The following is a 23,662-nucleotide window of genomic DNA, read 5'->3' as shown; positions in this document are numbered from 1 at the left end:
CCTTAATACTTCGGAATAACAACTTTGCGTTTTACACTCAACTTGTCATTCCGACAAAGGAGGAATCTCATAAAGAGTATAAAGGTGAACTTGAGGATGTAATTCCTAAATACTTCGGAATGACAGAATAGAAAAAGAAAACTCTAAGCCCTACCTTTAGAAACACCCAAAACATTAAACTACAATACTTTTCTGATAGTAGATTCTCCCATTACAATGCCTTTTTTTAAGGTTGCATTTCCTTTATAAAGTATGGTTGCTTCTCCATAAGAAGTTACTTTCATTTTTTCGGATACATTAAATTGAAAAACTCCATCGCCGTATGCTGTAATTTTGGATTCTTGTGAAATAACATCTGAAGCCATTACTTTACTTGCGCCATAAGCTGTAATTTTTTGCTTTTTAATAGTACCTTTTTCTATAGATAAAAAACTTTCTCCAAAGATTGAAACCTTTAAATTATCTACGTTTATGGTAGGAATAGTCACTTCAGATTTTCCATAAATTAGCAAGTTACATTCTTGTTGATTTAAAGGGGTTTGAAATGTGATTTTTTCTTCTCCTCTTAATGAAAATGTGTCTACATCTACATAGGTAATGACTACTTTTACTACTCTATTGTTATATAATGGAACTTTTGATTCATAATTTTTAGAAACTATTTTTTTGTTTTTAGTGTATGTTTTTGCTCCTTCTAAATATACTTGTAAGGTTCCTTTTAATAGTTCATATTTAAACTTTTCTATAGGAACAATAATATCTTCGATAACAATACTGGCTTCATTTCCTTTTTTTAAGACGGCTTCTATATGTGGGCTAACAATAATTTTATTAAAACGATCGTTTAATTTTATGGTTTTTTGTGCATGTAAATTGACGTAAGTAAAAAGTGATGTTAGTAAGAAAATAATGATTTTTAATTTCATAATTTTTATTTTAATTATTAGTTTTTATTCATAAAGTGAATACTAACTAATAGACTACTTGATATTCAATTTGTGACTGTTTTTTATGATTTTCTAAAAATTAGTATGCTTTCAGCTATTTTTAAATGATTTTACCAACTTTTATGGTGGATAATTTAAAACCAAATTGGGTAAACTATGAATACACTTTATAATTTTAAAATTTAGCTAAATGAAAGAAAAGCTTCCGTTAAAGCTTTCTTAAAAGTTAAAATAGCATAGATTATACTAAATAAAGTTGTATTTTTAATAAAAAAAACTATGAATTTTGAATTTCTAGATACACAAGATTCTAGAGGGCTTATAAATAATTTTTTTTGTTTGACTTTTGAAAAAGAAGATTTACCGTTTAAATCGGTTGTCATTCCTACCGGATTTCCCTCACTTGTATATATCTTTAGTGAAAAACAAAAAACAATTTTTAAGAAAGAAATAATACCATTAAAAGAATTAACAATAACTGGGTTGTTTGATGGCTCTTATTCTTTTTATGTGAATGATGTAAGTTGTAACCTAGGTATCAATTTGCACCCAACAACCTTGTATAAAATACTAAATACAGATATTTCTTTACTCACAAATAAACATATTCATTTAAAGGATGTGCATAAAGAACTATTTAAAAAAATGAATCCTTTATTTGTAAATAATAAAGAAGACAAAACTAAATTTACGAGCTCTATTATAGATTTTATAGAAAATTTAGACGTAATAGATGATATGGATGTTATTTATATTGACAAAGCTATAGATTATATCTATGAAAATGAAGGCATGCTACATGTAACCGATTTATTAAAAATAATTCCTTTTTCGCAAAAATCTTTAGAAATAAAATTTAAAAAAATTATTGGTGTAACGCCAGGTAAGTTTCTTAGAATGACTCGTTTTACCAGGTTGATGCGCAAATATGAAAATAATTCAATAAATATAAAAGACCTTATTTTCAGCTATAATTATTATGATTATTCTCACTTTATAAAAGATTTTAAGATGTTTATGTCAGAATCTCCAAAAGCGTACTTCAAAAAAGAGTATCCGTTTGTAAAAGCATATTCAAAAAATTTATAATTACGATTTTTTACAACAATGTAAGCATATTGCTTACTATATTTGTGAAATGATAGCGATATTAAAATGTTTTGGGGGAAATGTTTAATTAAAGTTATTAAAAATTCATTAGCTATGGAGTTTAAAAAGATCAAATTTAATTATTTGGTCTTTTTTGCGTTTAATACTTTTTTTATTCAACAAGTGTCACATTGTAATAATTGCCTTGTCATTATTATGAAAACAAATTTAAAAACGTTTATCCATGAAAAATACACTTATAACACTTAGCTTCTTTATAGTATCAACAATTACATTTTCTCAGAAAAATATTGATGCTTCAACTATTTTAAAGGCTATTAAAAACGGAAAACCTATTTCTTACCAAAACGTGACTGTTGTTGGTACTTTAGATTTTACTTTTATGGAAGAAGCAATGAAAAAACTACCCAGTAAAAAGAAAAAAAGTTGGTGGGGAAATAATTCAAATTATGACAATACTGTAGAAAAACTGATAACGGCAAACATCTCATTTGTAAATTGTACTTTTAAAGACGATGTATTAGCCTACATACCAGATGATACTTCTGGCTACACTTTTACAGCTAGCTTTAAAAATAGTAGTGTTTTTAAAGACTGTATTTTTGAGCAGAAAGCCATGTTTAAATATTCTGACTTTAATAGTGATGCAGATTTTTCTGGTTCTACATTTAAAGGTGATTCTACATTTAAATATGCTAAATTTAATAAGAACATTAATTTCACTAACACTATTTTTTATGAAGTTGCTACTTTTAAATATGCTAAATTTTCTAGCCTTGGTCGTTTTTCAAATTCACTTTTTAAAGATTCTGCAATATTTAAATACACCAATTTTAATAATGGCGTTTCCTTTAAAAACAGTAGTTTTGAAGAAGATTTGAATATTAAATACATGAAAGTATCAGGTAGTTTTGATATTACCAATATAAAAGTAGCTTATGAAATAGACGCCAAGTACACTTCTATTAATGGTAAAAGTTTTAACAAAAATTTAATTTCTGAAAATAATTAAATACAACAACATACATTCTTAAAAAAGGCTTGTTTTAAAACAAGTCTTTTTTAATGCAAAAAACAATCATTTACTTCTATAAGTTAATAAGTTACACCTATTTCACATCTAATTCTCATCTTTATTTTAAATCGATTAGAAATAGAAATCTTCTAATGAAAAGAATAATAAAGGTGATATAAAAATATATTATTCGTAATTTAAAATAGATTAAAATATGTATTTGCTAAATTAAGGGAATTTACCTAATTTGCATATTCAGAAAATACACCTTATGCCCATAGAAATTAAACGATTATTTGATTTTCCATATTATCAGTTAGAAACTTATAACTTAAAAAATGCATTTACCTCTAAAACTAGTGGTAAATGGGAGACAATTACTACGCAAGAATATGTAGATCAAGCCAACGAAATTAGCAGAGGTTTGTTGCGTTTAGGGATAAAAGCAAATGATAAAATTGCCGTAATTTCTACTACCAACAGAACGGAGTGGAACATTTGCGATATTGGTATTTTACAAACAGGCGCTCAAAATGTACCCATTTATCCAACTATTAGTAAAGAAGATTATGAATTTATTCTAAATCATTCAGAAGCTATTTACTGTTTTGTTTCTGATGCAGGTGTATTAGAAAAAGTAAATCAGATTAAAAGTAAGACCAAATTAATAGAGGTTTTTACTTTTGATGATATTGTTGGAGAAAAAAGTTGGAAAGAAGTTTTAGAACTTGGTAAAGACAAAAGCAACCAAGAAGAAGTTGAAACTAGAAAAAAAGCAGTAAAACCAGATGATTTAGCCACCTTAATTTATACCTCAGGAACAACAGGTAAACCAAAAGGTGTTATGTTGTCTCACAAAAATATTGTAAGCAATGTTTTAAGTTCTATTCAAAGAGTTCCGTTAGATTATGGAAAATCTAAAGGATTAAGCTTCTTACCTATTTGCCACATTTTTGAACGCATGATTTTATACCTCTATCAATATTGTGGAGTTTCTATCTATTTTGCTGAATCTATTGAAAAACTAGCAGAAAACGCACAAGAAATAAAACCACAAGTAATGACGGCTGTTCCTCGTTTGTACGAGAAAATTTATGATAAAATAGTATTAAAAGGAGAAGCTTTAACAGGGCTAAAAAAAGGAATGTTCTTTTGGGCCTTGAATTTAGGTTTAAAATACGAACCAGATGGCATAAATGGTTGGTGGTATGAAACACAACTAAAACTTGCAAGAAAATTAATTTTCTCTAAATGGCAAGCCGCTTTGGGTGGCGAATTAAAATTAATGGTTTCTGGAAGTGCAGCTTTGCAACCAAGATTAACCAGAGTTTTTGCTGCCGCAGGAATGCCAATTATGGAAGGTTATGGATTAACTGAAACCTCGCCTGTTATTTCTGTAAATGATCAAAGAAACAAAGGTTTTAGAGTAGGAACAGTTGGTAAAATAATTGATGGAGTTGAAGTAAAAATAGCAGAAACTGGTGAGATTTTGGTAAAAGGCCCAAATGTGATGCTTGGCTATTATAAAGACCCCGAAAAAACCGCAAGTGTTTTAAAAGATGGATATTTTTATACGGGAGATAAAGGAGAATTTGATAAAGATAATTTCTTAAAAATTACGGGTAGAACTAAAGAAATGTTTAAAACTTCTGGAGGTAAATATGTGGTTCCGCCATTATTAGAAGGAGAATTAAAACAATCTTTATTTATAGAACAAGTAATGGTAATTGGTGAAGGAGAAAAAATGCCAGCCGCGTTTATTCAACCAAATTTTGAGTTTATAAGAGAATGGATTCAACATAAAGGTTTTAAAATAGGACTATCAAACAAAGAAATTTCAGCTTCAGAAATTGTTGTAAAACGTATACAAATAGAAGTAGATAAATGCAATAGCTCTTTTGGAAAATGGGAACAAATAAAACGTTTTGAACTTACACCAGATGTTTGGTCTATAGAAGGTGGTCAATTAACACCAACCATGAAAATGAAACGTAACGTTATTAAAGAAATCTATTCAGATTTATTTGATAAAATTTACCGAGCATAATATATACTTAAAAGCCTTACAAATTGTGAGGCTTTTTTATTTAACTTGTTTTATGTTGATAAAAAAAAACAGCATCAAGCAAACCTGTGAAGCACCTAGTTTATACTGAAATTTATTTAGAAATAATTAAGACTTTCAAGTTAACTTTTATCACCCATATTATTGCTTATCAGCCTTTAACAAATGTGGAAATTTCTTTTTAAACCTATTTAATCTAGGAATTGAAACTGCTTTTACATAACCTTGGTTCGGATTTCTACGTTCAAAATCTTGGTGATATTCTTCTGCCTTATAAAAAGTTGTAAGCTTGGTAACTTCTGTTGCTATTTTTCCGTGATACACTTCTTTATTTAAGTTATCAATTTTATTCTTGATAATATCTCGTTCTAAATCATTAGAATAAAAAGCAATAGAACGGTATTGAGTGCCATAATCTGGTTGTTGCCCATTTACAGTTGTTGGGTTATGTGAACCAAAAAACACAGTTACTAAAGTTTCAAAACTTACCTTCTTAGGATTGTAATACACCGCTACAGTTTCTGCATGACCAGTTTTCCCTGTACCAATTTTTTCATACGTAGGATCTAAAGTATTTCCGCCTGCATAACCAGAAACAGCCTCTTCTACTCCACTTACACTTTCAAAAATTGCTTCTACACACCAAAAACAACCACTAGCAAAATAAGCCACTTTTGTATGCTCATTAGACATATTTTTTTTTGTTATTTCGGTTTCTTTTTTTTCAGAAAACCCAAAACAAGAAATTAATAATAATGAAAAACTTATGACTGTAATAGATTTTAAAATACTCATTTATAGTGAATTTAATTAACAAAAGAAAATTGTACAAAGAGTAACGAACCCAACTCTCTGTACAATTTTCAGAACTTCTAATTGAAAAAAAACCAAGAAGTTGTATTTCAAGGTTTACGTTTAAACTACTTTTACTGTGATAACTTTAAGAAAAAACGTCTTTTCGATTGTATTTATAGTCGGGTTAATTTACAACAATTTACAACTTGTTTACAACTTTAGCATTTTGTTAAGAAACCTACTTGTAAAAAAAGAACTAGATACCTATTTTTGTTGAACATTTTTAATAAAAAAATCTTGTTTACTAGATCATTGTTAAAGAATAAAATTACCAAAAGGTATGTTTTTAATTCTTAATAATATTTCAAGAGACATTCATAATATTCAAATTATTTTACATGGAGCATTTTATAGTTTCTGCGCGTAAGTATCGTCCTCAAAATTTTGAGGATGTTATTGGACAACAAGCCATTACCAATACGTTAGAAAATGCTATAAAGAATAATCACTTAGCGCAAGCCTTGTTATTTACGGGTCCGCGTGGTGTTGGTAAGACTTCTTGTGCTAGAATTTTAGCGAAAAAAATAAATCAGCAAAATGCAGAAATTTCTGCCGATGAAGATTTTGCTTTTAATATTTTTGAATTGGATGCTGCGTCTAACAATTCTGTTGATGATATTAGAAGTTTAACAGACCAGGTTCGTATTCCGCCGCAAACTGGCAAATATAAAGTGTATATTATAGATGAGGTACACATGTTATCTCAGGCAGCTTTTAATGCTTTTTTAAAGACTTTAGAAGAACCACCAGCGCATGCCATTTTTATTTTAGCAACTACAGAAAAGCATAAAATTATTCCAACTATTTTATCTCGTTGTCAAATTTTCGATTTCAAAAGAATTGGTGTTTTAGATGCTAAAAATTACCTAAAAGTAATTTGCGAAAAAGAAAGTATTACTGCAGAAGACGATGCTTTGCACATTATTGCACAAAAAGCAGACGGTGCCATGCGAGATGCTTTGTCTATTTTTGATAGAGTTGTTAGTTTTTCTGGAAACATTTTAACAAGAGAAGCTGTTACCGAAAACCTAAATGTATTAGACTACGAAACGTATTTTAATATGACAGATTTGTTGCTAGAAAACAAGATTCCGCAAGTATTAAATGCGTTTAATACTGTTTTAGGAAAAGGGTTTGAAGGTCATCATTTTATAAACGGATTGGCAAGTCATTTTAGAGATTTGTTAGTAGCCAAAGACAAAGCAACATTGGCTTTGTTAGAAGTTGGTGACACCGCCAAAAAGAAATATTTAGGGCAAGCAACAAAAGCAAGCATCCCTTTTTTAATGCAATCTATTAAGAAAGCAAATGATTGCGATTTAAATTATAGAGCTAGTAAAAATCAGCGATTGCTGGTGGAACTAACTTTAATGCAAATTGCCTCTATCACTTTTGATGGAGAAAAAAAAAAATTAGCTAACTACATAATTCCTGCTACTTTTTTTCAAGCACTTTCTCCTGCAGCCAAAGAAATTGCAAAACCTATTCAGACAAAAGTTGAAACTATAAAAAGTAAAACTATTGTTGAAGAACCAAAACCTGTAATAAAAAAACCTTTATTAAGAAATACAGAAAGACGTGCTTCTTCATTATCATTAAAAAGTATACACCAGAAAAAAGTAGTGATAAAAACGGATGTTGAAGAAAACTTTGACAAGCATCCGAAAGATGTATTTACAGAAGAAATACTTCAAAAACTTTGGAAAGATTATGTAGACATCTTAAATAAAAAAGGAGAACGAAGCATGGCTTCTATTATTGGAACAGACACGCCAAAATTAGGTGAAAAATTTAAAATTTCATTTACTGTTCCTAGCAAATTAATGGAAGATCAATTTAAAAAAGGAAGACCCAAATTATTAAACTTTCTAAGAGAAAAATTAAATAATTTTGGAATCAGCATTCAAGTTAAATTGAATGAACAAATAGAGAAAAAATTTGCCTATACTCCCATAGAAAAATTTAATAAAATGAAAGAAATGAATCCTCTTATAGAAAAGTTACGTCAAACTTTTGAATTAGATATGTAATAAACTTTTCTATTATTTTTCATCTGATAATTTTAAATCATGAATTACTTTTTAGCAATTGCAATTATTCTTGTTATATGGTTTTTAATTAGCAATTTCAATAAAAAAAAACGTTTAACAAAACTAAGAACTTCACTCTATAAAAATTGGGGCACTCCCCAAAAGAAAACATATTATAATTTTTTTGTTATAAGTAAATACTTTAACAATAATTCTCACAAGGAAAAAGCCTATCATATTTTATCTGATAAAATCAAATCTGACTTTGATATTGATGCAATTTTTAAGTTTATTAATAGAACTTCTTCTAAAATTGGTGAGCAATATTTATATTTTAAACTAAGAACAATTGGCTCAATTAAAGAGGTACAAAAGTTTGAGAAATTAACAGCTTTGTTTGAAAACAATAAAGAGTTAAGTATTACTTGTCAGTTAGAATTATCAAAATTAAACAACAATAATGCGTATTATTTAGAAGAATTGGTAAATGACAAACAATTAGAAAAACCGAAGTATTTATGGTTGGTAAAAACATTAACTATCACCGCCATTTCTTCCATTATTTTGTTGTTTTTTTATCCAATATTTAGCCTTTTACTAGTTCCTGTTTTTTCTGCCAATCTATTTTTTCACTATAAGAACAAACACAGTGTTGTTTATTATCTAAATGGTGTTAATCAACTATCAAGAGCATTAAAAGTGAGTAAAAATCTGGCTAAAATACCAGAAATTGTTTCAAATTTTAACAACATTTGTTTTATAGAAAGGATAAAAACTATTCAACTAAAAACAGAATTTATTGCTTTTGAAAAAAATGTTACCAATGAATATTTGTTTTTCTTTTGGTTTTTTGCTGAAATGATTAAAATACTTTTTAACGTAGAATACTTAATGTTTTATAGCTTTTTAAATTCTATTAACAAAGAGCGAAAAAGTATAGAACAGCTATTTATTTTTATTGGAGAAATTGATGTTGCAATTTCTACAGCTTCTTTAAAAGCTGGTAATTTAAAAATCTGTACTCCTACTTTTACTATCCATAACGAACTAAAAGTTAACGAAATTTATCATCCTTTAATAGAAAATTGTATCACAAATAATGTAAATTTATTACAAAAAAGCATGTTGTTAACGGGCTCTAATATGTCTGGTAAAACTACTTTTATTAGAACCGTTGCCGTGAATAGTATATTGGCTCAAACGTTAAATATATGTTTTGCTGATACGTATTCTGCACCTTTTTACAAAGTGTATTCATCCATTAGAATTACAGATGATTTATTAGAAGATACAAGTTATTACTTACAAGAAGTGCTTACCGTTAAAGAGTTAATAGATGTTGCAAAAGATTCTTATCCTTGCTTATTTGTGTTGGATGAAATTTTTAAAGGCACAAATACCATCGAAAGAATTTCTGGAGGAAAAGCTATTTTATCTTTTTTAAATACGGATAACAATACCGTTTTAGTTTCAACACATGATATTGAATTAACCGAATTATTGGTAAAAGAAAACTACGATTTTTATCACTTTAGTGAACAAATTAAAGACAATACCCTCTTTTTTGATCATAAAATTAAAACAGGGAAATTACAAACTAGAAATGCTATTAAAATTTTAGAATTATACAACTACCCTTCTGAAATAATTAAAAGTGCAAAAAAAGTAGAATCTGATTATTTTTCTTGAAGCTTTAATGTTTTTCCTAAATAAATTAAAGTACAATTCTCTTTGGTTTCATTCGATTTTTCAAACTCTGGTATTAAATATAATTTATTTTCCTTTTTCACAAATAACAGTACAGATTTAAATTCATTAAACAATTTAGAAACCATTGTTGTGTATTCTTCTTCAGACTTTATTTCTACTTCATAAATTTTAGGATTATTTCTAAAAGCTTCACTTAAATTGATATAATCGTCTTTTGGAGTAAAAAATTTACCTTGCTCTTCTATGCTTAAATTAGCATCTACAATCTCTTCTGATGTTGCCAATCTATAAGAACCTTGTTCTCCAAAGTCTTTAGAAAAGCTATTTACAGCATACTTGTTTACAGCTTCGCTCCCTGTCATTGCTAATAAATATCCAACATCATTTAGTTCTATATTATCTGTTAAATCCTGACTGTAAATATCCATTCTAAAAGCTTCTAAACCTGCCTTTAAAGATTTATCAATAAAATTTTTATTCGCATCTATTAAAATAACCCTTCTGCCATTCTCTTTTAAATATTTTGCTATTAATCTTGCCGGGTTAGAAGCGCCTACAATTAAAATAGCATCAGAAGTTTTAAGAAATACACCCACCATTTTGGCAAACATTCTTGCCGTAGTGGCGTTAAATAAAACGGTTCCTAAAACAATCATAAAAACCAATGGCGTAATATATTCTGACCCTTCTACACCTTGTTTTAATAATTTACTTCCAAATAAAGAAGCAATACCGGCAGCTACAATTCCACGCGGTCCCACCCAACTTATAAATAATTTTTCATTGAATTTTAATTTAGAATTTCTTGTACTTGCAAATACTGCTATTGGTCTAATTATAAAAACTACAATGGCAAAAAGTGCTGCTGTTTTCCAAGTATTTAATAAAAGTAAATCTTCAATATTTATATTTGCTGATAATAAAATAAATAAGATTGAAATTAACAAAACACTTAAAGATTCTTTAAAATACAATAATTCTTTTAAGTTGCTTAATTTACTATTTCCTAACACCATTCCCATAACAACAACGGCCAATAAACCAGATTCATGTGCAAAAACTTCCGATTCAACAAAAACTAACAAAACGGTTGATAAGGATACTACATTTAACAAATAATGAGGTATTAATTTTTTGTTTATTGCATAGGCCAAAGCGTGCGCAAACGTAAACCCAAATGTGGTACCAAAAAGTAATATTTTACTAAATTCCATTAAAGCCGTTTTAGTAAAACCACTTCCACCATCAACACTAATAAATTCAAAAACCAATACCGAAACCAACGCCCCTATTGGATCTATTAAAATTCCTTCCCATTTTAAAACTGTTGAAATATCTTTTTTTAAAGGGATATTTCTAAGGATTGGCGTAATTACTGTTGGACCTGTTACAATGATTAATCCAGAAAACAAAAAAGAAAGTTCCCATCCTAGTTCAAAAATATAATGAGCTACAATACCTGCACCAAAAAAAGTAATGGCAGAACCCAAGGTAATTAGTTTTGTAATTACCGGACCAACATTTTTAATCTCACTTCTCTTTAATGTTAATCCACCTTCAAAAAGCACAATACTAATTGCTAAAGAAACAAAATAATACAAACCATCTCCAGGAAATAGCCCCTTTTCACCATTCCAAATGGGTTCTATCCATTTAGAACCATCTTCACTAAAAAACTCGGCTGCAATTGGTCCCACTAATAAACCAATTAAAATTAAAGGTAAAATTGCAGGAATTTTAAATTTCCATGCAACCCATTGTGCTAGTATGCCTAAAATAATAATTCCAGCTAATTCTATCATATTTTTTAAATCTGAGATTAAAAAGTAAATTTAAGAATGTTTGAGTATCATAAAAATAAAAAATTAGTTTTTTTCATTCTTTTAAAGTTCCCTATATTGTGCAATATAAATGAAACTTTAAAGCTTTTTTTTGCAAAAAATCCATAAAATTCTAATAGGTATTGCATTTTCTCCAAATTTAAAGGCAAATATATTTGAAGCAGTTAGACTTGCAAATATGTTTGATGCTGAATTAGTTGGCGTACATGTAGGACCAAAATCTGACCAAAAAAAAATAGATTTAACAGCTCTTTTATCATCTGCAGACCCTTTAAAAAATTCCTTTAAAGCTATCTGGAAAGAAGGAAATCCTGTAGATATTATTATAAACACTTGCGTTACAGAACACATAAATTTACTTATTTTAGGTGCAATTCAAAAAGAAAACCTATTAAAATACTACGTAGGTTCTATTGCTAGAAAAATAACCAGAAAAGCACCTTGTTCTGTGCTATTACTCATTAAACCTTCTGTAATAAGACAACCTTGTAACCATATTGTTGTAAATGGTTTGTTAGACGAAAGAACAAAAGAAACCATTAAAACTGCTTTTATGTTTTCTGAACACTTACACTGTAATAAAATTACAATTGTAGAAGAAGTTAGCCAAGCAGAATTACACGTTAAAGTAAGTGATGATAAGACTTTGCGTAAAGCAAATATTGCTAAAGAAAGACTTAGAACAAGAGAAGATCAGCGTGTAAAACATATTTTAGAAGAGATTGATCATAAAAATATTACTGTTAAAACACAAAGTATTTTTGGTAAAAGAGGGTATTCTATAGGACATTATGCAAATGTAAAAAGAGCAGATTTATTAGTAATGAATGCCCCAAACAAACTTGGATTTTTAGATAGAATTTTCCCTCATGATCTTGAATATATTTTATCGCAATTACCCACTGATGTTTTAATTGTAAAGTAGATGCCGAAAAAAAATACCTTTAAAATTTTTCTAAATGATGTTCCTCAAAATCTATTTTCTGGTTTTGTTGTTTCTTTAATTGCACTTCCTTTAGGTTTAGGATTGGCATTAGCTTCTGGAGCACCACCTATTTCTGGTATTATTGCAGCCATTGTTGGCGGTATTTTAGTTGCTATAATTGGCGGTTCTAATGTAACAATAACAGGTCCTGGAAATGGTCTGGTAGTAGTTGTTTTAGGTGCAATTACAACATTGGGGGAAGGAGATATGCATCAAGGTTTTTTGTATACGTTAGCAGCAATTGTTATTTCTGGAATTATCATGATTATTCTTGGTTTTTTAAGAATGGGCTCTCTGGGTGATTTCTTTCCAGCATCTGCAATACAAGGTATGTTAGCCGCAATAGGTATTGGTATTTTCGCAAAACAGATTCATGTTATGCTAGGAAACCTAGGTGCTAAAGGTAGTATTATCGAATTAATTTTAAACATCCCAAAAGGAATTCATTTCTTCTTAACCACAGATAATTTTAGTGTCTTTTTTGCGGGAGTTGTTGGTGTTATTAGTTTTCTAATTATGTTTTTTTATGGCAAAATTAGAAATAGATACTTTCAATTAATTCCTGCTCCTATGTGGATTGTAATGTTAAGTGTTGGTTTATATTACTACTTTGATTATTTTTCTGAAATTCCTTACCCAATAGAAAAAAGTTTACTAATTGCCTTACCAGATGATATTTTAGCCAATTTTGCCTTTCCCGATTTTAGTAAAATATTTCACTTAAATTTTATAAATGCAGTGGTGGCCATTACTTTAATTGCAAGTATAGAAAGCCTATTAAGTATTAAAGCTGTTGATAAATTAGATCCACTTAAAAGAAGATCTAACGTAAATAAAGACATTCGTGCTTTGGGCTTAGCAACCGTAATTAGTGGTTTATTAGGTGGTTTAAATGTAGTTGCCGTAATTGCCAGAAGTTCTGTTAACGTAAATAATAAAGGAACAAATAGGTCTGCAAACTTTTTTCACGCTGCATTTTTGGTTGCATTTATATTGTTATTTGCCACAGAGTTGCGTAAAATACCCTTATCTGCGTTGGCGGCAATTTTAGTGTATACAGGTTATAAATTAGCTTCTCCAGAAAATATTAAAAAAGTATTAAATATTGGTTCAGAACAATTAATAATTTTTCTAACAACCTTATTTGTAACTATTTACACTAGCTTAATTACAGGGATAATTGTAGGTATTTTTATAACATTTATCATTCATATTATCATTAATAAAAACATCTTTTTATTTATAAAAAACGTTTTAAAACCCAATGTTTTAATGTTTAAAGAGGATGGAAAGTATTATGTAAGTGTTAAGAATTTCTCAAGTTTTTTAAACTATACCAAACTAAAAACAAAATTAGATCAAATTCCAGAATCAGAAGAAGCTATTGTAGACTTTTCTTTATGCGATTTTGTAGACCATTCTGTAATGGAAAACATGAGTAATTACGCCGCTTCTTTCCACAGAAAAGGCGGTCATTTTGAAGTAATTGGTTTAGACGATTCTAAATCTGGAAGCGAACACCCATTTGCTTTGCGTAAAATATTACCCAAACAAATAATTCCTAATAATGGTGTTTTAACAAAAAGACAAAAATCTATTCAACATATTAGTGAAGAAATGCATTGGAAATATTATGCTTTTTCTGCCCTAGAAATGGAAGAATTACCCACTTTTGGATATTTTAAAACTCGTAACATAGACAAAGTTTCTAATGTACTTTCTAACGAAGATTGTACCATTTTTGATGTGCAATTTTCTGAAGGAGCTATGTTTGCGAAACAAGTAATTAAAGCAACCATGCTGCATATTCATACCTTAGAACCTGTTCCAAATTTTACTTTAGACAAAGAAGGAATTTTTGAATATATTTTAGATTTTGCAGGTTATAAAGACATTGATATTGCAGCACATAAAGATTTTAGCAAACGTTTTTATTTAGCTGGAAAAAATGAAGAAAAAATTAGAACCTTTTTTACAGATGAACTAATTTTGTTTTTTGAAAGTAACAAACAATATCATATTTCGGCTTCTGAAAACGGAATATTAATAATTGGTAATGAAAGGTTAGCCAGTGTAAAAGAAATTAAAGCACTTGCCTATTTTGGTATGGGTTTACAAAAAACTATAAAATAATCATGTTAGGATTACAATTTGAAACAGCTACTTCTTGGGCAGATATTGCCAAAGATAATTTACAACAAATATTAACAGATCATGCTTTTTTAGAGCAAAAAGCAGCTTCTAATGCCGTTTCTATCATTATTAATTATTCTGAAGAAACCGAGTTGGTAAAAGAAATGAGTAACATTGCTATTGAAGAAATGCAACATTTTAAAATGGTACATTTATTAATGGTAAAACGCGGAATGGTTTTAGGAAGAGAGCAAAAGAATGATTATGCCATTAGATTGCAAAAATTCTTTCATAAAACAAAAGACAGAACAGATGCTCTAATTCAACGTTTGTTAGTTGCAGCTTTAATTGAAGCTAGAAGTTGCGAACGTTTTAAAGTGTTTTCTGAAAACATGCAAGATGAAGAACTCTCTAAATTTTACCAAAATTTAATGATTTCTGAAGCAAATCATTATACCACTTTTTTACAGTTTGCTCGTCAATATCAAGATAGAGAAATTGTTGACAAAAAATGGAACGCATTGGTTGCTTTTGAAGCAGAATTGATGAAAGAACGCGGCAACTCGGCTAAAATTCACGGATAGAATTCCTTTTTAAGGTGAATAAAAACGTAAGAAGAAAAATAAATATTTTTATGAAATTTTAATATGGATTTTCTAATAAAAATTGGGCAAATAGCACTTATTCTGGTAGTAATTTATCTTTGGAATACGTTTATTATAAAAAAAATAATTCAAAAAGTAATTGGGTATCATAAAAAATACAATTCCAATAACATTGATAAACAACCCATAAAATTTTTTGTAGATCATGAATTGAACATTATTAAATATGCTCAATATTTTTATTGGCTTGGAGGTTTGTTAATTTCTTTAGGAATATTATTAAACTAAATTTATATGTTCTCTAAAGAAGAAGCGGCACAATTACGCAAAGAATTTTGGACAAGTTTTGGAAAATCCTTTCCAAGAAAATGGTTATTATACAACACAAAAATTAAAGGATTCTCTTTTAAATTTGTAGCAGAAAGAAAAACAGCAATGGTTTGTTTGGATATTGAAAACCCAGATGAATTAGTAAACTTACTTTATTATGACCAACTGCTATCTTTAAAAAAACTGTTAGAAACAGAACTACCTGAAGTTATTTTTAATCATGAATACGAACTTGAAAGTGGAAAAAAAATTCATAGAATTTATGTTCCTTTTCATAGTAAATTTAGTATTTATAATAAAAACTCTTGGCGAGATTGTTTTGAGTTTTTTGTTGAAACAATGCCTAAGTTTGAACTTTTCTTTTATGAGTATGAAGATGTTATAAAGAATATCTAATTACAGAAAGCCTTTTTAGCTTGCACCCACTTTTCACGAACAAAGAAGCTTGTAACAAGCAACCAATTATTACCATTATATCGTAAAAAAAAATCGCCCAAATGAGCGATTCTTAAATTAACTTACTTCTTTTTCTATTTTATAAAAGAAATACTAAAAGGATAATTTGGTTCTTCATTATTACTTGCCTTTATTGCATTAATAACAGGAAAAATAAGGTAGAAAAATCCGATTGCTATTAGCCCTAAAATGCCTAAACCTAAAAGAAAAATTAACGGAATGCAAATTAAAATGTAAATAAACATAGAAATTCTAAAGTTTAAAATTGCCTTTCCATGAGAATCCATATTAAAGATTTCGTCCTTTTTTGTTAGCCATAAAACTAATGGTACTATAAAACCGCCAATTCCAGTTACAAAATCTAATAATTGACTTAAATGAGTGAGAACTAATAATTGTTTATCTTCTTTCATGATGTGTTTTTAATTTGGTTGTGTACTTATTTGACGCAGAATTACTTATTTTGTTACATAATTTAGCAATAGAAATATAAAAGTTTCAAAATAATTACTCCATAACCATTTTAAAATAATCTAAATTAATTGGGCTATGTTGTTTATAGTGACAAGGTTATTTTTTAAAAAAAGTATGTTTATAAAGTAGACACCTTTTTCTTGAATTTCTAGTATTCATCACCACCTTGTTTGTAACCACGTAGGAGTCTCTTGTAAGATTGAGTTAATAGAATGCTAGACTCCTACGGAGTGACAAACTGCATGGAAAAGCAATATCTTTTAAAAGCATTTACACATTATAAACAACCTAGAGCCAAATAAACACCATTAGTTTAAATGAGTTAATATCTAAATTGTTTGAGCAAAGGCAAACTTTACTTTGCTCATATCTTTGTAGTGAACAATAAAAAACAATATAAAAATGGATTATTTAAACATAGACAAACAAAAAATATTACCCGTAGTTTCTGAACTTAATGTGCTTTTAGCAGACTACCACGTTTATTATCAAAAATTAAGAAATTTTCACTGGAACATCTTAGGTAAAAACTTCTTTGAACTACACAATAGATTTGAAGAAATGTACAACGAGACAAAAACTAAAATAGATGAAGTAGCCGAAAGAATAGTAACGCTAAAATATCACCCAATTAGTAAATTATCAGATTATATAGAGATTTCTAAAATTAAAGAATCTTCTCCTTTATTATCAGATCAAGAAATGGTTACAGAACTCTTAAATGATCATAAAATTTTACTAGAACAGTTTGGTTTAATACTAGAAAAAGCTAAAAAAGCAAAAGATGAAGGTACTTTAGACATGATGGGAGCTTATATTAGAGAATTAGAAAAATCTAGCTGGATGTTAAACACCTGGTCTAAAGACACTAAAGAAGAACTAAATAGTAGTTTTGTAAAATAATACTTCTGTTTGTAGATAAAAATTATAATCCTTTAAATAAATTACATGAATAAAATAATAAACAAGTTAGAAGCTTGGAAAGATATCTTTATAAAAAATATACCAAATATTGCCATTGCCTTAATTGTAATATTTATTGCTTATTTTGCTTCAAGGGCAATAAATAATTTTATTTCTAAAAATTTAGGCAAAAAAATTAAGCAGCAATCTGTAAGAAACTTAGTTTCTAGAGTGGCATCTGCATTTATATTCTTAACAGGTTTATATATTGCAATGACTGTCTTAAAATTTGATGACACTTTAAAAGCAATAATTTCTGCTGCCGGTATTTCTGGTATTGTAATTGGTTTGGCCTTACAAGGTACTTTATCGAATACCATTTCTGGAGTTGTTTTATCTTTTAGACAAAATTTAAATATTGGAAATTGGATAGAAACTAACGGTTATTCTGGTGAAGTAATTGATATTAATCTTAATTACTTTGTTATTAGAGAAGCAGACAATAATACCGTTGTAATACCTAATAAAACAATTTTAGAAAATCCTTTTAAAAATTACTCTTTAACAACTAAAATGAGAATAACAATTACTTGTGGCGTTGGCTATAGTTCAAATTTAAAACAAGTAGAACGGTTAACAAAAGATGTTGTGAACGCTCATTTTAATCAAAATAACCTTGGTAAAAAAGTAGAATTTTATTACACTGAATTTGGTGATAGTTCTATAAATTTTATTTGTAGGTTTTGGGTTGATTCTAAAAGTGCCTTAGAAAAATTAAAAGCTAAAAGTGATGCTATTATAGAAATAAAAAGAGCTTTTGACAAAGAAAATATTAATATTCCGTTTCCTATTAGAACGTTAGATTTCTCTAACAACTTAAATGTAGAAAACAAAATTAAAAGAACATAGTAACACGTAATTAAATCTATTCATAATCATAAAAACAACTATACAGAAAAAATCTTCTTTTAGCGTAACTTAAATGTTGCGCTTTTTTATAATTACAGCCAGAAAAACAAATCACATATTCTTAGTGATTTACAATAAACTTCTTAAATCTTTATATACCTTAAATTCTAAACCAATATTAATTTAGTTATTGCTTCCTCTCCTATTTCTTCATTCATCATTTTAATTATTTTATCCTTTCCATAAGACAACTCTTCTCGTAAAACAGAAGAATTTAATTGAATAATTAAAGACTTATTTTGCAGTTTTACAGAAGTTGTATGTGTTGCAACCCCAGGCCCCATCATGTTATTCCAAGTTTCTTCAACCTTTATTTTTTGCATTCCTTTGGTTAAATTATTTTCTTTGATAAAACTTTTCATCAAATCTTGAATCGAAAAAGAATCGTTTTCTCTTTTAGCCATGGTTATTGTATTTGTTATTGCGCATCAAATGTATTGGTTAATGATGCAAACTCATCATTAATTTAACAAATTACTTTGTAAGCACTAAATTATTAAAGTTTAAAAATTTGGTACGGTTTATTGCTTTGTTTTACAATGTTTTCTGTTCTTTCAGAATGTGTGTCTGTGATAAATATTTGTCCAAATTCATCATTATTTACCAAATTGATAATCTGTAAAACTCGTTGTTCATCTAGCTTATCAAAAATATCATCTAATAACAAAATAGGAATTACTTTAGATTGTTGCTTAATAAACTGAAACTGCGCCAATTTTAAAGCAATTAAATACGATTTTTGCTGGCCTTGAGAACCAAATTTTTTAATAGGAAAATCACCAATCTCAAAACTTAAATCATCTTTATGAATACCAGCACTCGTATATTGTAATATTTTATCTTTTTCTAATGATTTTCTTAATAACTCCTTAATAGAAAAATCATTTAACTGACTCTTATATAGTAAATTAACCTGTTCTTTATCACTAGAAATTATTTGATATTTTTCATTAAAGATAGGAATAAATGTTGCTAAAAATGCTTTTCTAACCTCGTAAATACGAGATCCAAAATCAGAAAGTTGATCATCATATACACTCAAATTTAATGCATCAAAAGTTCTATTTGCTGCAAAATACTTTAACAATGCATTGCGCTGACTTAAGACTTTATTATACGCTATTAAATCTTGCAAATAAGATTTGTTTTGCTGAGAAATAACACCATCTATAAATTTTCTTCTTGTATCACTACCATCAGTTACTAAATCTCTATCAGCCGGAGAAATTATCACCAAGGGCAATTCGCCAATATGTTCAGAAAATTTCTCATAATTCTTACCGTTTCTTTTTAATATTTTTTTTTGACCACGCTTTAAACTACATACAATTTTTTCTTTTCTATTGTCTAAAAGGTAATCTCCTTCCACCATAAAAAAACCTTCGCCGTGTTTAATATTTTGCACAGCAACCGAATTAAAGTAACTTTTTGCAAAAGATAGATAATAAATAGCATCCAAAACATTGGTTTTACCCACACCGTTGTTTCCAACAAAACAATTTATTTTTTGCTGAAAATCAAATGATTGAGACGCAATATTCTTAAAATTGATTAAAGAAATTTTCTGTAAATACATGAATTAAAAAGGGTCTTAAATAGGAATTGCAAATTATTGAAAATTTTGCGAAAAATCCGCTTTTAAAATCCAATTAAATAAACTATTTTTGTCGCCACTAATTTTTACCTATAATATGGCAACTTACAAGAGAAGAGGATATAAACCTAAAGATAAAAAAGAACAACAACAAGCTGATGAATTGCAGAGCACAACGGCAGAAGTATTTAATACTTTAGACGAAACTGCATCTAGTTCAGAAAAATGGATAGAAAAAAATAGCAAATTGTTATTTACAACATTAATTGTTATTGTTGGTTTATTCTTGGCTTTTTTAGCTTATAACAAATTTGTTACAGAACCTAATGAATTAGAAGCTTCTAATGAATTGGCTTTTCCTAGAAAATATTTTGATGAAGCGGCTACCGCTAGTACAGGTATTGACTCTTTATTAAATTTAGCATTAGAAGGTGCTGATGGAAAATACGGATTTTTAGACATTGCAGAATCTTTTAGCGGAACAGATGCTGGAAATTTAGCAAACTATTATGCAGGTACTTCTTACTTAAAAATGAAACAATATGATAAAGCTATTGAGTTTTTAAGTAAATTTAATTCTGATGATGAAATGTTAGGCCCTGTTTCTTTAGGTGCAATTGGCGATGCTTTTGCAGATATTAATCAACCAGAAGAAGCGTTAGATTATTATGAAAAAGCAGCAGCTAAAAAAGAGAACGAATTTACAACTCCTTTATATTTATACAAAGCAGGACAAACAGCAATGAATCTAAAGAAATTTGATAAAGCTGAAAAGTTATTTACTCAAATTAAAGAAAAGTATTCAAAATCTGAACAAGGTAGAGATATCGAAAAATTTATTGCAGCTGCAAAATACGCTGAATAAATAGTTCGTAAAGTCTATTTGTAAAAAATGAACTGAAAACTAAAAAATGGCTACAACCGACTTATCATATTACGATAAAGCAACCATCCCAAATGCGAAACCTTTTCGATTTGGGATTGTTGTTTCTGAATGGAATCCTGAAATCACAAAAAACCTTCAAAAAGGTGCAATAGAAAGTTTTATTGATTGTGGTGCAACAAAAGAAAACATTATTTCTTGGGAAGTTCCCGGAAGTTTTGAACTTGTTTATGGTTGTAAAAAAATGATTGAAACACAACAAGTTGATGCTATTATTGCTATTGGAAATGTTATTCAAGGAGAAACAAAACATTTCGATTTTGTTTGTGAAGGCGTTACACAAGGTATTGTAGATTTGAATATTAAATATGATATTCCGGTAATTTTTTGTGTATTAACAGATAATACAAAACAACAATCTTTAGACAGGTCTGGCGGAAAACTAGGAAATAAAGGGATTGAATGTGCCATTGCAGCTATTAAAATGGCTTCTCTTAAAAATTTAAATACATAAACAACTAGCGTTAATTTATAAAAACGTGTAAGAAGTTAAGACTACTATTAACATTTTTTATTTGAAATATCCCATTTAATTCTGTAATTTTGGTTAGCTTTAAATTGGTATAATCTTTGATTTCTATAAATCAATATTCATCAATTATTTTCTAAACTATGGGATTTTTAAAACGCACAAATAAAAAATTTGACTATCAACCTCGTTATTATAAAGGAGAAGGAAACCCCTTTAAAATTGAGCATAAATTAGACCAATTTAGATCCACTACAGGAAAAAATAAAGGTATAAAGGCAAAGCTAGGAGAAGCTATGGAAGACCTTAAAAATCCTGATAAAAAAGTGAATAAAACATTGCTCATAATCATTGCTATTTTAGTCTTCATCTTTTTGTATATAATAGATTTTGACTTGTCTATCTTTAAAAGAAATTAATGCCCGATATTATTCAATTATTGCCAGATCATGTAGCCAATCAAATTGCTGCAGGAGAAGTAGTGCAACGCCCAGCTTCCGTGGTAAAAGAATTGTTAGAAAATGCCATTGATGCAGGAGCTAGTACTATAAAATTATTAGTAAAAGACGCAGGTAAAACCTTAATACAAGTTATAGATGATGGCCAAGGCATGAGTACAACAGATGCCAGAATGTCTTTTGAACGCCATGCAACATCCAAAATACAAAAAGCAGAAGATTTATTTCTCTTAAGCACAAAAGGATTTAGAGGAGAAGCTTTAGCCTCTATTGCTGCTATTGCGCATGTAGAATTAAAAACAAAACCCTCTTCTGAAGAATTAGGAACTTGTATAAAAATTGAAGGGAGTAAAATTACTTCTCAAGAATTTGTATCAACAGGAAAAGGAACCAGTATTGCTGTAAAAAATCTGTTTTATAACATTCCTGCCAGAAGAAATTTTTTAAAATCTGATACGGTAGAAACACGTCATATTATAGGTGAATTTCAACGAGTTGTTTTAGCACACCCAGCAATTTCTTTTTTATTACATCATAATAATAATGAAGTATATCATCTAAAAAGCAGTAATCTTAGAAAACGTATAGTGGCTGTTTTTGGTGCTAAAATGAATGAAAAACTTGTACCAATTCAAGAGCAGACAGATATTTTAACTATTGAAGGCTTTGTTTCTAAACCTTCATTTTCTAAAAGAAAAAGAGGAGAACAATTTTTTTTTGTCAACAATAGATTTATAAAAAGTAGTTACTTAAACCACGCCGTTACAAATGCTTTTGATGGTTTATTAGAACAAGGTTCTCATCCCTCCTATTTCTTATATTTAACAGTACCAACAGATAGTATTGATATTAACATACATCCAACAAAAACAGAAATTAAATTTGATAATGAAAAAGCGTTGTATGCAATGTTGCGTGCAACAGTAAAACATAGCTTAGGGCAATATAATGTTGCGCCAGTTTTAGATTTTAATAGAGATGCAAACCTAGATACACCATATCATTTTAGCTCAAAATCTACTACAACTCCTAAAATTTCTGTTGATCCAGATTTTAATCCATTTAAGGAAACCGAACAAAAAGAAATCAATTTTCCTTTTAAAAGAGAGAAAAACACACAGAGTTGGGAATCTTTATACACTTCTGTTGCTGTAACCGATGAAGAAAAACAACAAGAGTTATTTGAAAATCAACAGGAAACCAAAACTCAAAAAACTTTTCAAATTCAACGAAAATATGTGTTAAGTTCCATAAAATCAGGTGCCGTATTAATTCATCAATCCTTAGCACATCAACGGATTTTATATGAGCAATTTTTAGAAAGTATTACCGTTAAAGAAGCAAATAGTCAGCAATTACTATTTCCAGTTAAAATTTCATTTACATCGGCTGAGATAGAGATGATTTATACCATAAAAACAGAGTTGGAAAATGCAGGATTTTCCTTTGATCTTTTCACAAAAGATAGTGTTACTATAAAAGGAATACCAGTTTCCGTTACCGAAAGTAAAATAACCAATATTTTAGAAGAATTGTTAAATGACATGACTTTAGAAGTACCAGACACTAGTTTTAGTCATTTTGATGTGATGGCAAAATCCTTTGCTAAAACATTGTGTATAAAAACAGGTACTTTATTATCAGAAAAAGAACAAGAAAGTTTAGTGAACAATTTATTTTCATGTAAAGAATCTACAATTTCTCCATTTGGAAAACCAACATTTAAAACACTAACGTTAAACGAAATAGATTATATCTTTAATCAATAAA

The 23,662-nt window shown here is 28.5% G+C and carries 22 protein-coding genes; 16 read left to right on the top strand and 6 right to left on the bottom strand.

The genetic code is table 11. The features are described from left to right. Positions 1-179: 179 nt before the first annotated feature. Complete coding sequence (locus ACSHW5_RS14235) at positions 180-926, bottom strand: GIN domain-containing protein (RefSeq protein ID WP_435676815.1); 747 nt, start codon at positions 924-926, stop codon at positions 180-182. Between the two features lie 300 nt (positions 927-1,226). Between ACSHW5_RS14235 and ACSHW5_RS14230 the strand changes: the two genes are divergently transcribed. From ACSHW5_RS14230 to ACSHW5_RS14220, 3 genes are all read left to right on the top strand, one after another. Continuing rightward, positions 1,227-2,036 (top strand): helix-turn-helix domain-containing protein, encoded by an 810-nt coding sequence (locus ACSHW5_RS14230; protein ID WP_435676814.1) that lies wholly within the window; start codon positions 1,227-1,229, stop codon positions 2,034-2,036. A gap of 244 nt (positions 2,037-2,280) precedes the next feature. Further along, positions 2,281-3,069 carry a pentapeptide repeat-containing protein gene (locus tag ACSHW5_RS14225; protein WP_435676813.1) on the top strand — a complete coding sequence of 263 codons (789 nt, stop codon included), beginning with the start codon at positions 2,281-2,283 and terminating at the stop codon, positions 3,067-3,069. 274 nt (positions 3,070-3,343) lie between these two features. Then, entirely contained in the window at positions 3,344-5,119 is a 1,776-nt protein-coding gene (locus tag ACSHW5_RS14220; protein ID WP_435676812.1) for an AMP-dependent synthetase/ligase, read from the top strand. Positions 5,120-5,278: 159 nt separating this feature from the next. Here the strand turns inward: ACSHW5_RS14220 and msrA are convergent, their stop codons facing one another. Continuing rightward, on the bottom strand, positions 5,279-5,932 hold the full coding sequence (msrA, locus tag ACSHW5_RS14215; RefSeq protein ID WP_435676811.1) for a peptide-methionine (S)-S-oxide reductase MsrA: 654 nt from the start codon (positions 5,930-5,932) through the stop codon (positions 5,279-5,281). Positions 5,933-6,330: 398 nt separating this feature from the next. Between msrA and dnaX the strand changes: the two genes are divergently transcribed. Both dnaX and ACSHW5_RS14205 read left to right on the top strand, forming a co-directional pair. After that, complete coding sequence (dnaX, locus tag ACSHW5_RS14210; protein ID WP_435676810.1) at positions 6,331-8,022, top strand: DNA polymerase III subunit gamma/tau; 1,692 nt, start codon at positions 6,331-6,333, stop codon at positions 8,020-8,022. A 39-nt stretch (positions 8,023-8,061) separates the two neighbouring features. Continuing rightward, the gene (locus tag ACSHW5_RS14205; RefSeq protein WP_435676809.1) at positions 8,062-9,711 is read left to right on the top strand and encodes a MutS-related protein; all 1,650 of its coding nucleotides are present in this window, start codon (positions 8,062-8,064) and stop codon (positions 9,709-9,711) included. Here ACSHW5_RS14205 and ACSHW5_RS14200 read toward each other — a convergent pair. Next, positions 9,699-11,534, bottom strand: coding sequence for a cation:proton antiporter (locus tag ACSHW5_RS14200; RefSeq protein WP_435676808.1), 1,836 nt, complete (start codon positions 11,532-11,534; stop codon positions 9,699-9,701). The two genes, ACSHW5_RS14205 and ACSHW5_RS14200, sit on opposite strands and share 13 nt — an antisense overlap. A 130-nt stretch (positions 11,535-11,664) precedes the next feature. On the opposite strand from ACSHW5_RS14200, the gene ACSHW5_RS14195 reads away from it, so the two are divergent. The 5 genes from ACSHW5_RS14195 (at position 11,665) to ACSHW5_RS14175 (ending at position 16,022) form a co-directional block, all read left to right on the top strand. Next, the gene (locus ACSHW5_RS14195; RefSeq protein WP_435676807.1) at positions 11,665-12,498 is read left to right on the top strand and encodes a universal stress protein; all 834 of its coding nucleotides are present in this window, start codon (positions 11,665-11,667) and stop codon (positions 12,496-12,498) included. Next, positions 12,499-14,691: a SulP family inorganic anion transporter gene (locus ACSHW5_RS14190; RefSeq protein WP_435676806.1), complete on the top strand. Its 2,193-nt coding sequence runs from the start codon at positions 12,499-12,501 to the stop codon at positions 14,689-14,691. 2 nt (positions 14,692-14,693) lie between these two features. Continuing rightward, positions 14,694-15,275 (top strand): tRNA-(ms[2]io[6]A)-hydroxylase, encoded by a 582-nt coding sequence (locus tag ACSHW5_RS14185; protein WP_435676805.1) that lies wholly within the window; start codon positions 14,694-14,696, stop codon positions 15,273-15,275. Positions 15,276-15,338: 63 nt separating this feature from the next. Then, positions 15,339-15,584 carry a hypothetical protein gene (locus tag ACSHW5_RS14180; protein WP_435676804.1) on the top strand — a complete coding sequence of 82 codons (246 nt, stop codon included), beginning with the start codon at positions 15,339-15,341 and terminating at the stop codon, positions 15,582-15,584. A 6-nt stretch (positions 15,585-15,590) separates the two neighbouring features. Next, a complete protein-coding gene (locus tag ACSHW5_RS14175; protein ID WP_435676803.1) occupies positions 15,591-16,022 on the top strand; it encodes a DUF4268 domain-containing protein in 432 nt (143 codons plus the stop codon). Positions 16,023-16,156: 134 nt separating this feature from the next. On the opposite strand, the gene ACSHW5_RS14170 is transcribed toward ACSHW5_RS14175, so the two are convergent. Continuing rightward, a complete protein-coding gene (locus tag ACSHW5_RS14170; protein WP_435676802.1) occupies positions 16,157-16,495 on the bottom strand; it encodes a DUF4870 domain-containing protein in 339 nt (112 codons plus the stop codon). Between the two features lie 463 nt (positions 16,496-16,958). Here ACSHW5_RS14170 and ACSHW5_RS14165 point away from each other — a divergent pair, with 463 nt between their 5' ends. Then, entirely contained in the window at positions 16,959-17,459 is a 501-nt protein-coding gene (locus tag ACSHW5_RS14165; RefSeq protein ID WP_435676801.1) for a Dps family protein, read from the top strand. A 45-nt stretch (positions 17,460-17,504) separates the two neighbouring features. After that, on the top strand, positions 17,505-18,368 hold the full coding sequence (locus ACSHW5_RS14160) for a mechanosensitive ion channel family protein (protein ID WP_435676800.1): 864 nt from the start codon (positions 17,505-17,507) through the stop codon (positions 18,366-18,368). A 167-nt stretch (positions 18,369-18,535) separates the two neighbouring features. Here the strand turns inward: ACSHW5_RS14160 and ACSHW5_RS14155 are convergent, their stop codons facing one another. Continuing rightward, positions 18,536-18,832 (bottom strand): DUF721 domain-containing protein, encoded by a 297-nt coding sequence (locus ACSHW5_RS14155; RefSeq protein WP_435676799.1) that lies wholly within the window; start codon positions 18,830-18,832, stop codon positions 18,536-18,538. 92 nt (positions 18,833-18,924) lie between these two features. After that, positions 18,925-20,004 carry a DNA replication/repair protein RecF gene (recF, locus tag ACSHW5_RS14150; RefSeq protein WP_435676798.1) on the bottom strand — a complete coding sequence of 360 codons (1,080 nt, stop codon included), beginning with the start codon at positions 20,002-20,004 and terminating at the stop codon, positions 18,925-18,927. 115 nt (positions 20,005-20,119) lie between these two features. Between recF and ACSHW5_RS14145 the strand changes: the two genes are divergently transcribed. From ACSHW5_RS14145 to mutL, 4 genes are all read left to right on the top strand, one after another. Beyond that, the gene (locus ACSHW5_RS14145; protein WP_435676797.1) at positions 20,120-20,887 is read left to right on the top strand and encodes a tetratricopeptide repeat protein; all 768 of its coding nucleotides are present in this window, start codon (positions 20,120-20,122) and stop codon (positions 20,885-20,887) included. A 46-nt stretch (positions 20,888-20,933) separates the two neighbouring features. After that, positions 20,934-21,419 (top strand): 6,7-dimethyl-8-ribityllumazine synthase, encoded by a 486-nt coding sequence (gene ribH / locus ACSHW5_RS14140; protein WP_435676796.1) that lies wholly within the window; start codon positions 20,934-20,936, stop codon positions 21,417-21,419. A gap of 158 nt (positions 21,420-21,577) precedes the next feature. Further along, positions 21,578-21,853 carry a riboflavin synthase subunit beta gene (locus tag ACSHW5_RS14135; RefSeq protein WP_435676795.1) on the top strand — a complete coding sequence of 92 codons (276 nt, stop codon included), beginning with the start codon at positions 21,578-21,580 and terminating at the stop codon, positions 21,851-21,853. After that, on the top strand, positions 21,853-23,661 hold the full coding sequence (gene mutL / locus ACSHW5_RS14130) for a DNA mismatch repair endonuclease MutL (RefSeq protein ID WP_435676794.1): 1,809 nt from the start codon (positions 21,853-21,855) through the stop codon (positions 23,659-23,661). The genes ACSHW5_RS14135 and mutL overlap by 1 nt, the downstream gene beginning before the upstream one ends. Position 23,662: the final 1 nt, after the last annotated feature.

It is taken from the genome of Polaribacter sp., assembly GCF_051251875.1.
Lineage (GTDB): Bacteria > Bacteroidota > Bacteroidia > Flavobacteriales > Flavobacteriaceae > Polaribacter.
Note: the sequence above shows the minus strand (reverse complement) of the source record. Positions and strands in the feature narration are given on the sequence as shown.

Excerpts from the sequence above, each read along its gene's own strand:
- ACSHW5_RS14235 (WP_435676815.1), bottom strand. The coding sequence starts at position 926 with ATGAAATTAAAAATCATTATTTTCTTACTAACATCACTTTTTACTTAC.
- ACSHW5_RS14230 (WP_435676814.1), top strand. The coding sequence starts at position 1,227 with ATGAATTTTGAATTTCTAGATACACAAGATTCTAGAGGGCTTATAAAT.
- ACSHW5_RS14225 (WP_435676813.1), top strand. The coding sequence starts at position 2,281 with ATGAAAAATACACTTATAACACTTAGCTTCTTTATAGTATCAACAATT.
- ACSHW5_RS14220 (WP_435676812.1), top strand. The coding sequence starts at position 3,344 with ATGCCCATAGAAATTAAACGATTATTTGATTTTCCATATTATCAGTTA.
- msrA (WP_435676811.1), bottom strand. The coding sequence starts at position 5,932 with ATGAGTATTTTAAAATCTATTACAGTCATAAGTTTTTCATTATTATTA.
- dnaX (WP_435676810.1), top strand. The coding sequence starts at position 6,331 with ATGGAGCATTTTATAGTTTCTGCGCGTAAGTATCGTCCTCAAAATTTT.
- ACSHW5_RS14205 (WP_435676809.1), top strand. The coding sequence starts at position 8,062 with ATGAATTACTTTTTAGCAATTGCAATTATTCTTGTTATATGGTTTTTA.
- ACSHW5_RS14200 (WP_435676808.1), bottom strand. The coding sequence starts at position 11,534 with ATGATAGAATTAGCTGGAATTATTATTTTAGGCATACTAGCACAATGG.
- ACSHW5_RS14190 (WP_435676806.1), top strand. The coding sequence starts at position 12,499 with ATGCCGAAAAAAAATACCTTTAAAATTTTTCTAAATGATGTTCCTCAA.
- ACSHW5_RS14185 (WP_435676805.1), top strand. The coding sequence starts at position 14,694 with ATGTTAGGATTACAATTTGAAACAGCTACTTCTTGGGCAGATATTGCC.
- ACSHW5_RS14180 (WP_435676804.1), top strand. The coding sequence starts at position 15,339 with ATGGATTTTCTAATAAAAATTGGGCAAATAGCACTTATTCTGGTAGTA.
- ACSHW5_RS14175 (WP_435676803.1), top strand. The coding sequence starts at position 15,591 with ATGTTCTCTAAAGAAGAAGCGGCACAATTACGCAAAGAATTTTGGACA.
- ACSHW5_RS14170 (WP_435676802.1), bottom strand. The coding sequence starts at position 16,495 with ATGAAAGAAGATAAACAATTATTAGTTCTCACTCATTTAAGTCAATTA.
- ACSHW5_RS14165 (WP_435676801.1), top strand. The coding sequence starts at position 16,959 with ATGGATTATTTAAACATAGACAAACAAAAAATATTACCCGTAGTTTCT.
- ACSHW5_RS14160 (WP_435676800.1), top strand. The coding sequence starts at position 17,505 with ATGAATAAAATAATAAACAAGTTAGAAGCTTGGAAAGATATCTTTATA.
- ACSHW5_RS14155 (WP_435676799.1), bottom strand. The coding sequence starts at position 18,832 with ATGGCTAAAAGAGAAAACGATTCTTTTTCGATTCAAGATTTGATGAAA.
- recF (WP_435676798.1), bottom strand. The coding sequence starts at position 20,004 with ATGTATTTACAGAAAATTTCTTTAATCAATTTTAAGAATATTGCGTCT.
- ACSHW5_RS14145 (WP_435676797.1), top strand. The coding sequence starts at position 20,120 with ATGGCAACTTACAAGAGAAGAGGATATAAACCTAAAGATAAAAAAGAA.
- ribH (WP_435676796.1), top strand. The coding sequence starts at position 20,934 with ATGGCTACAACCGACTTATCATATTACGATAAAGCAACCATCCCAAAT.
- ACSHW5_RS14135 (WP_435676795.1), top strand. The coding sequence starts at position 21,578 with ATGGGATTTTTAAAACGCACAAATAAAAAATTTGACTATCAACCTCGT.
- mutL (WP_435676794.1), top strand. The coding sequence starts at position 21,853 with ATGCCCGATATTATTCAATTATTGCCAGATCATGTAGCCAATCAAATT.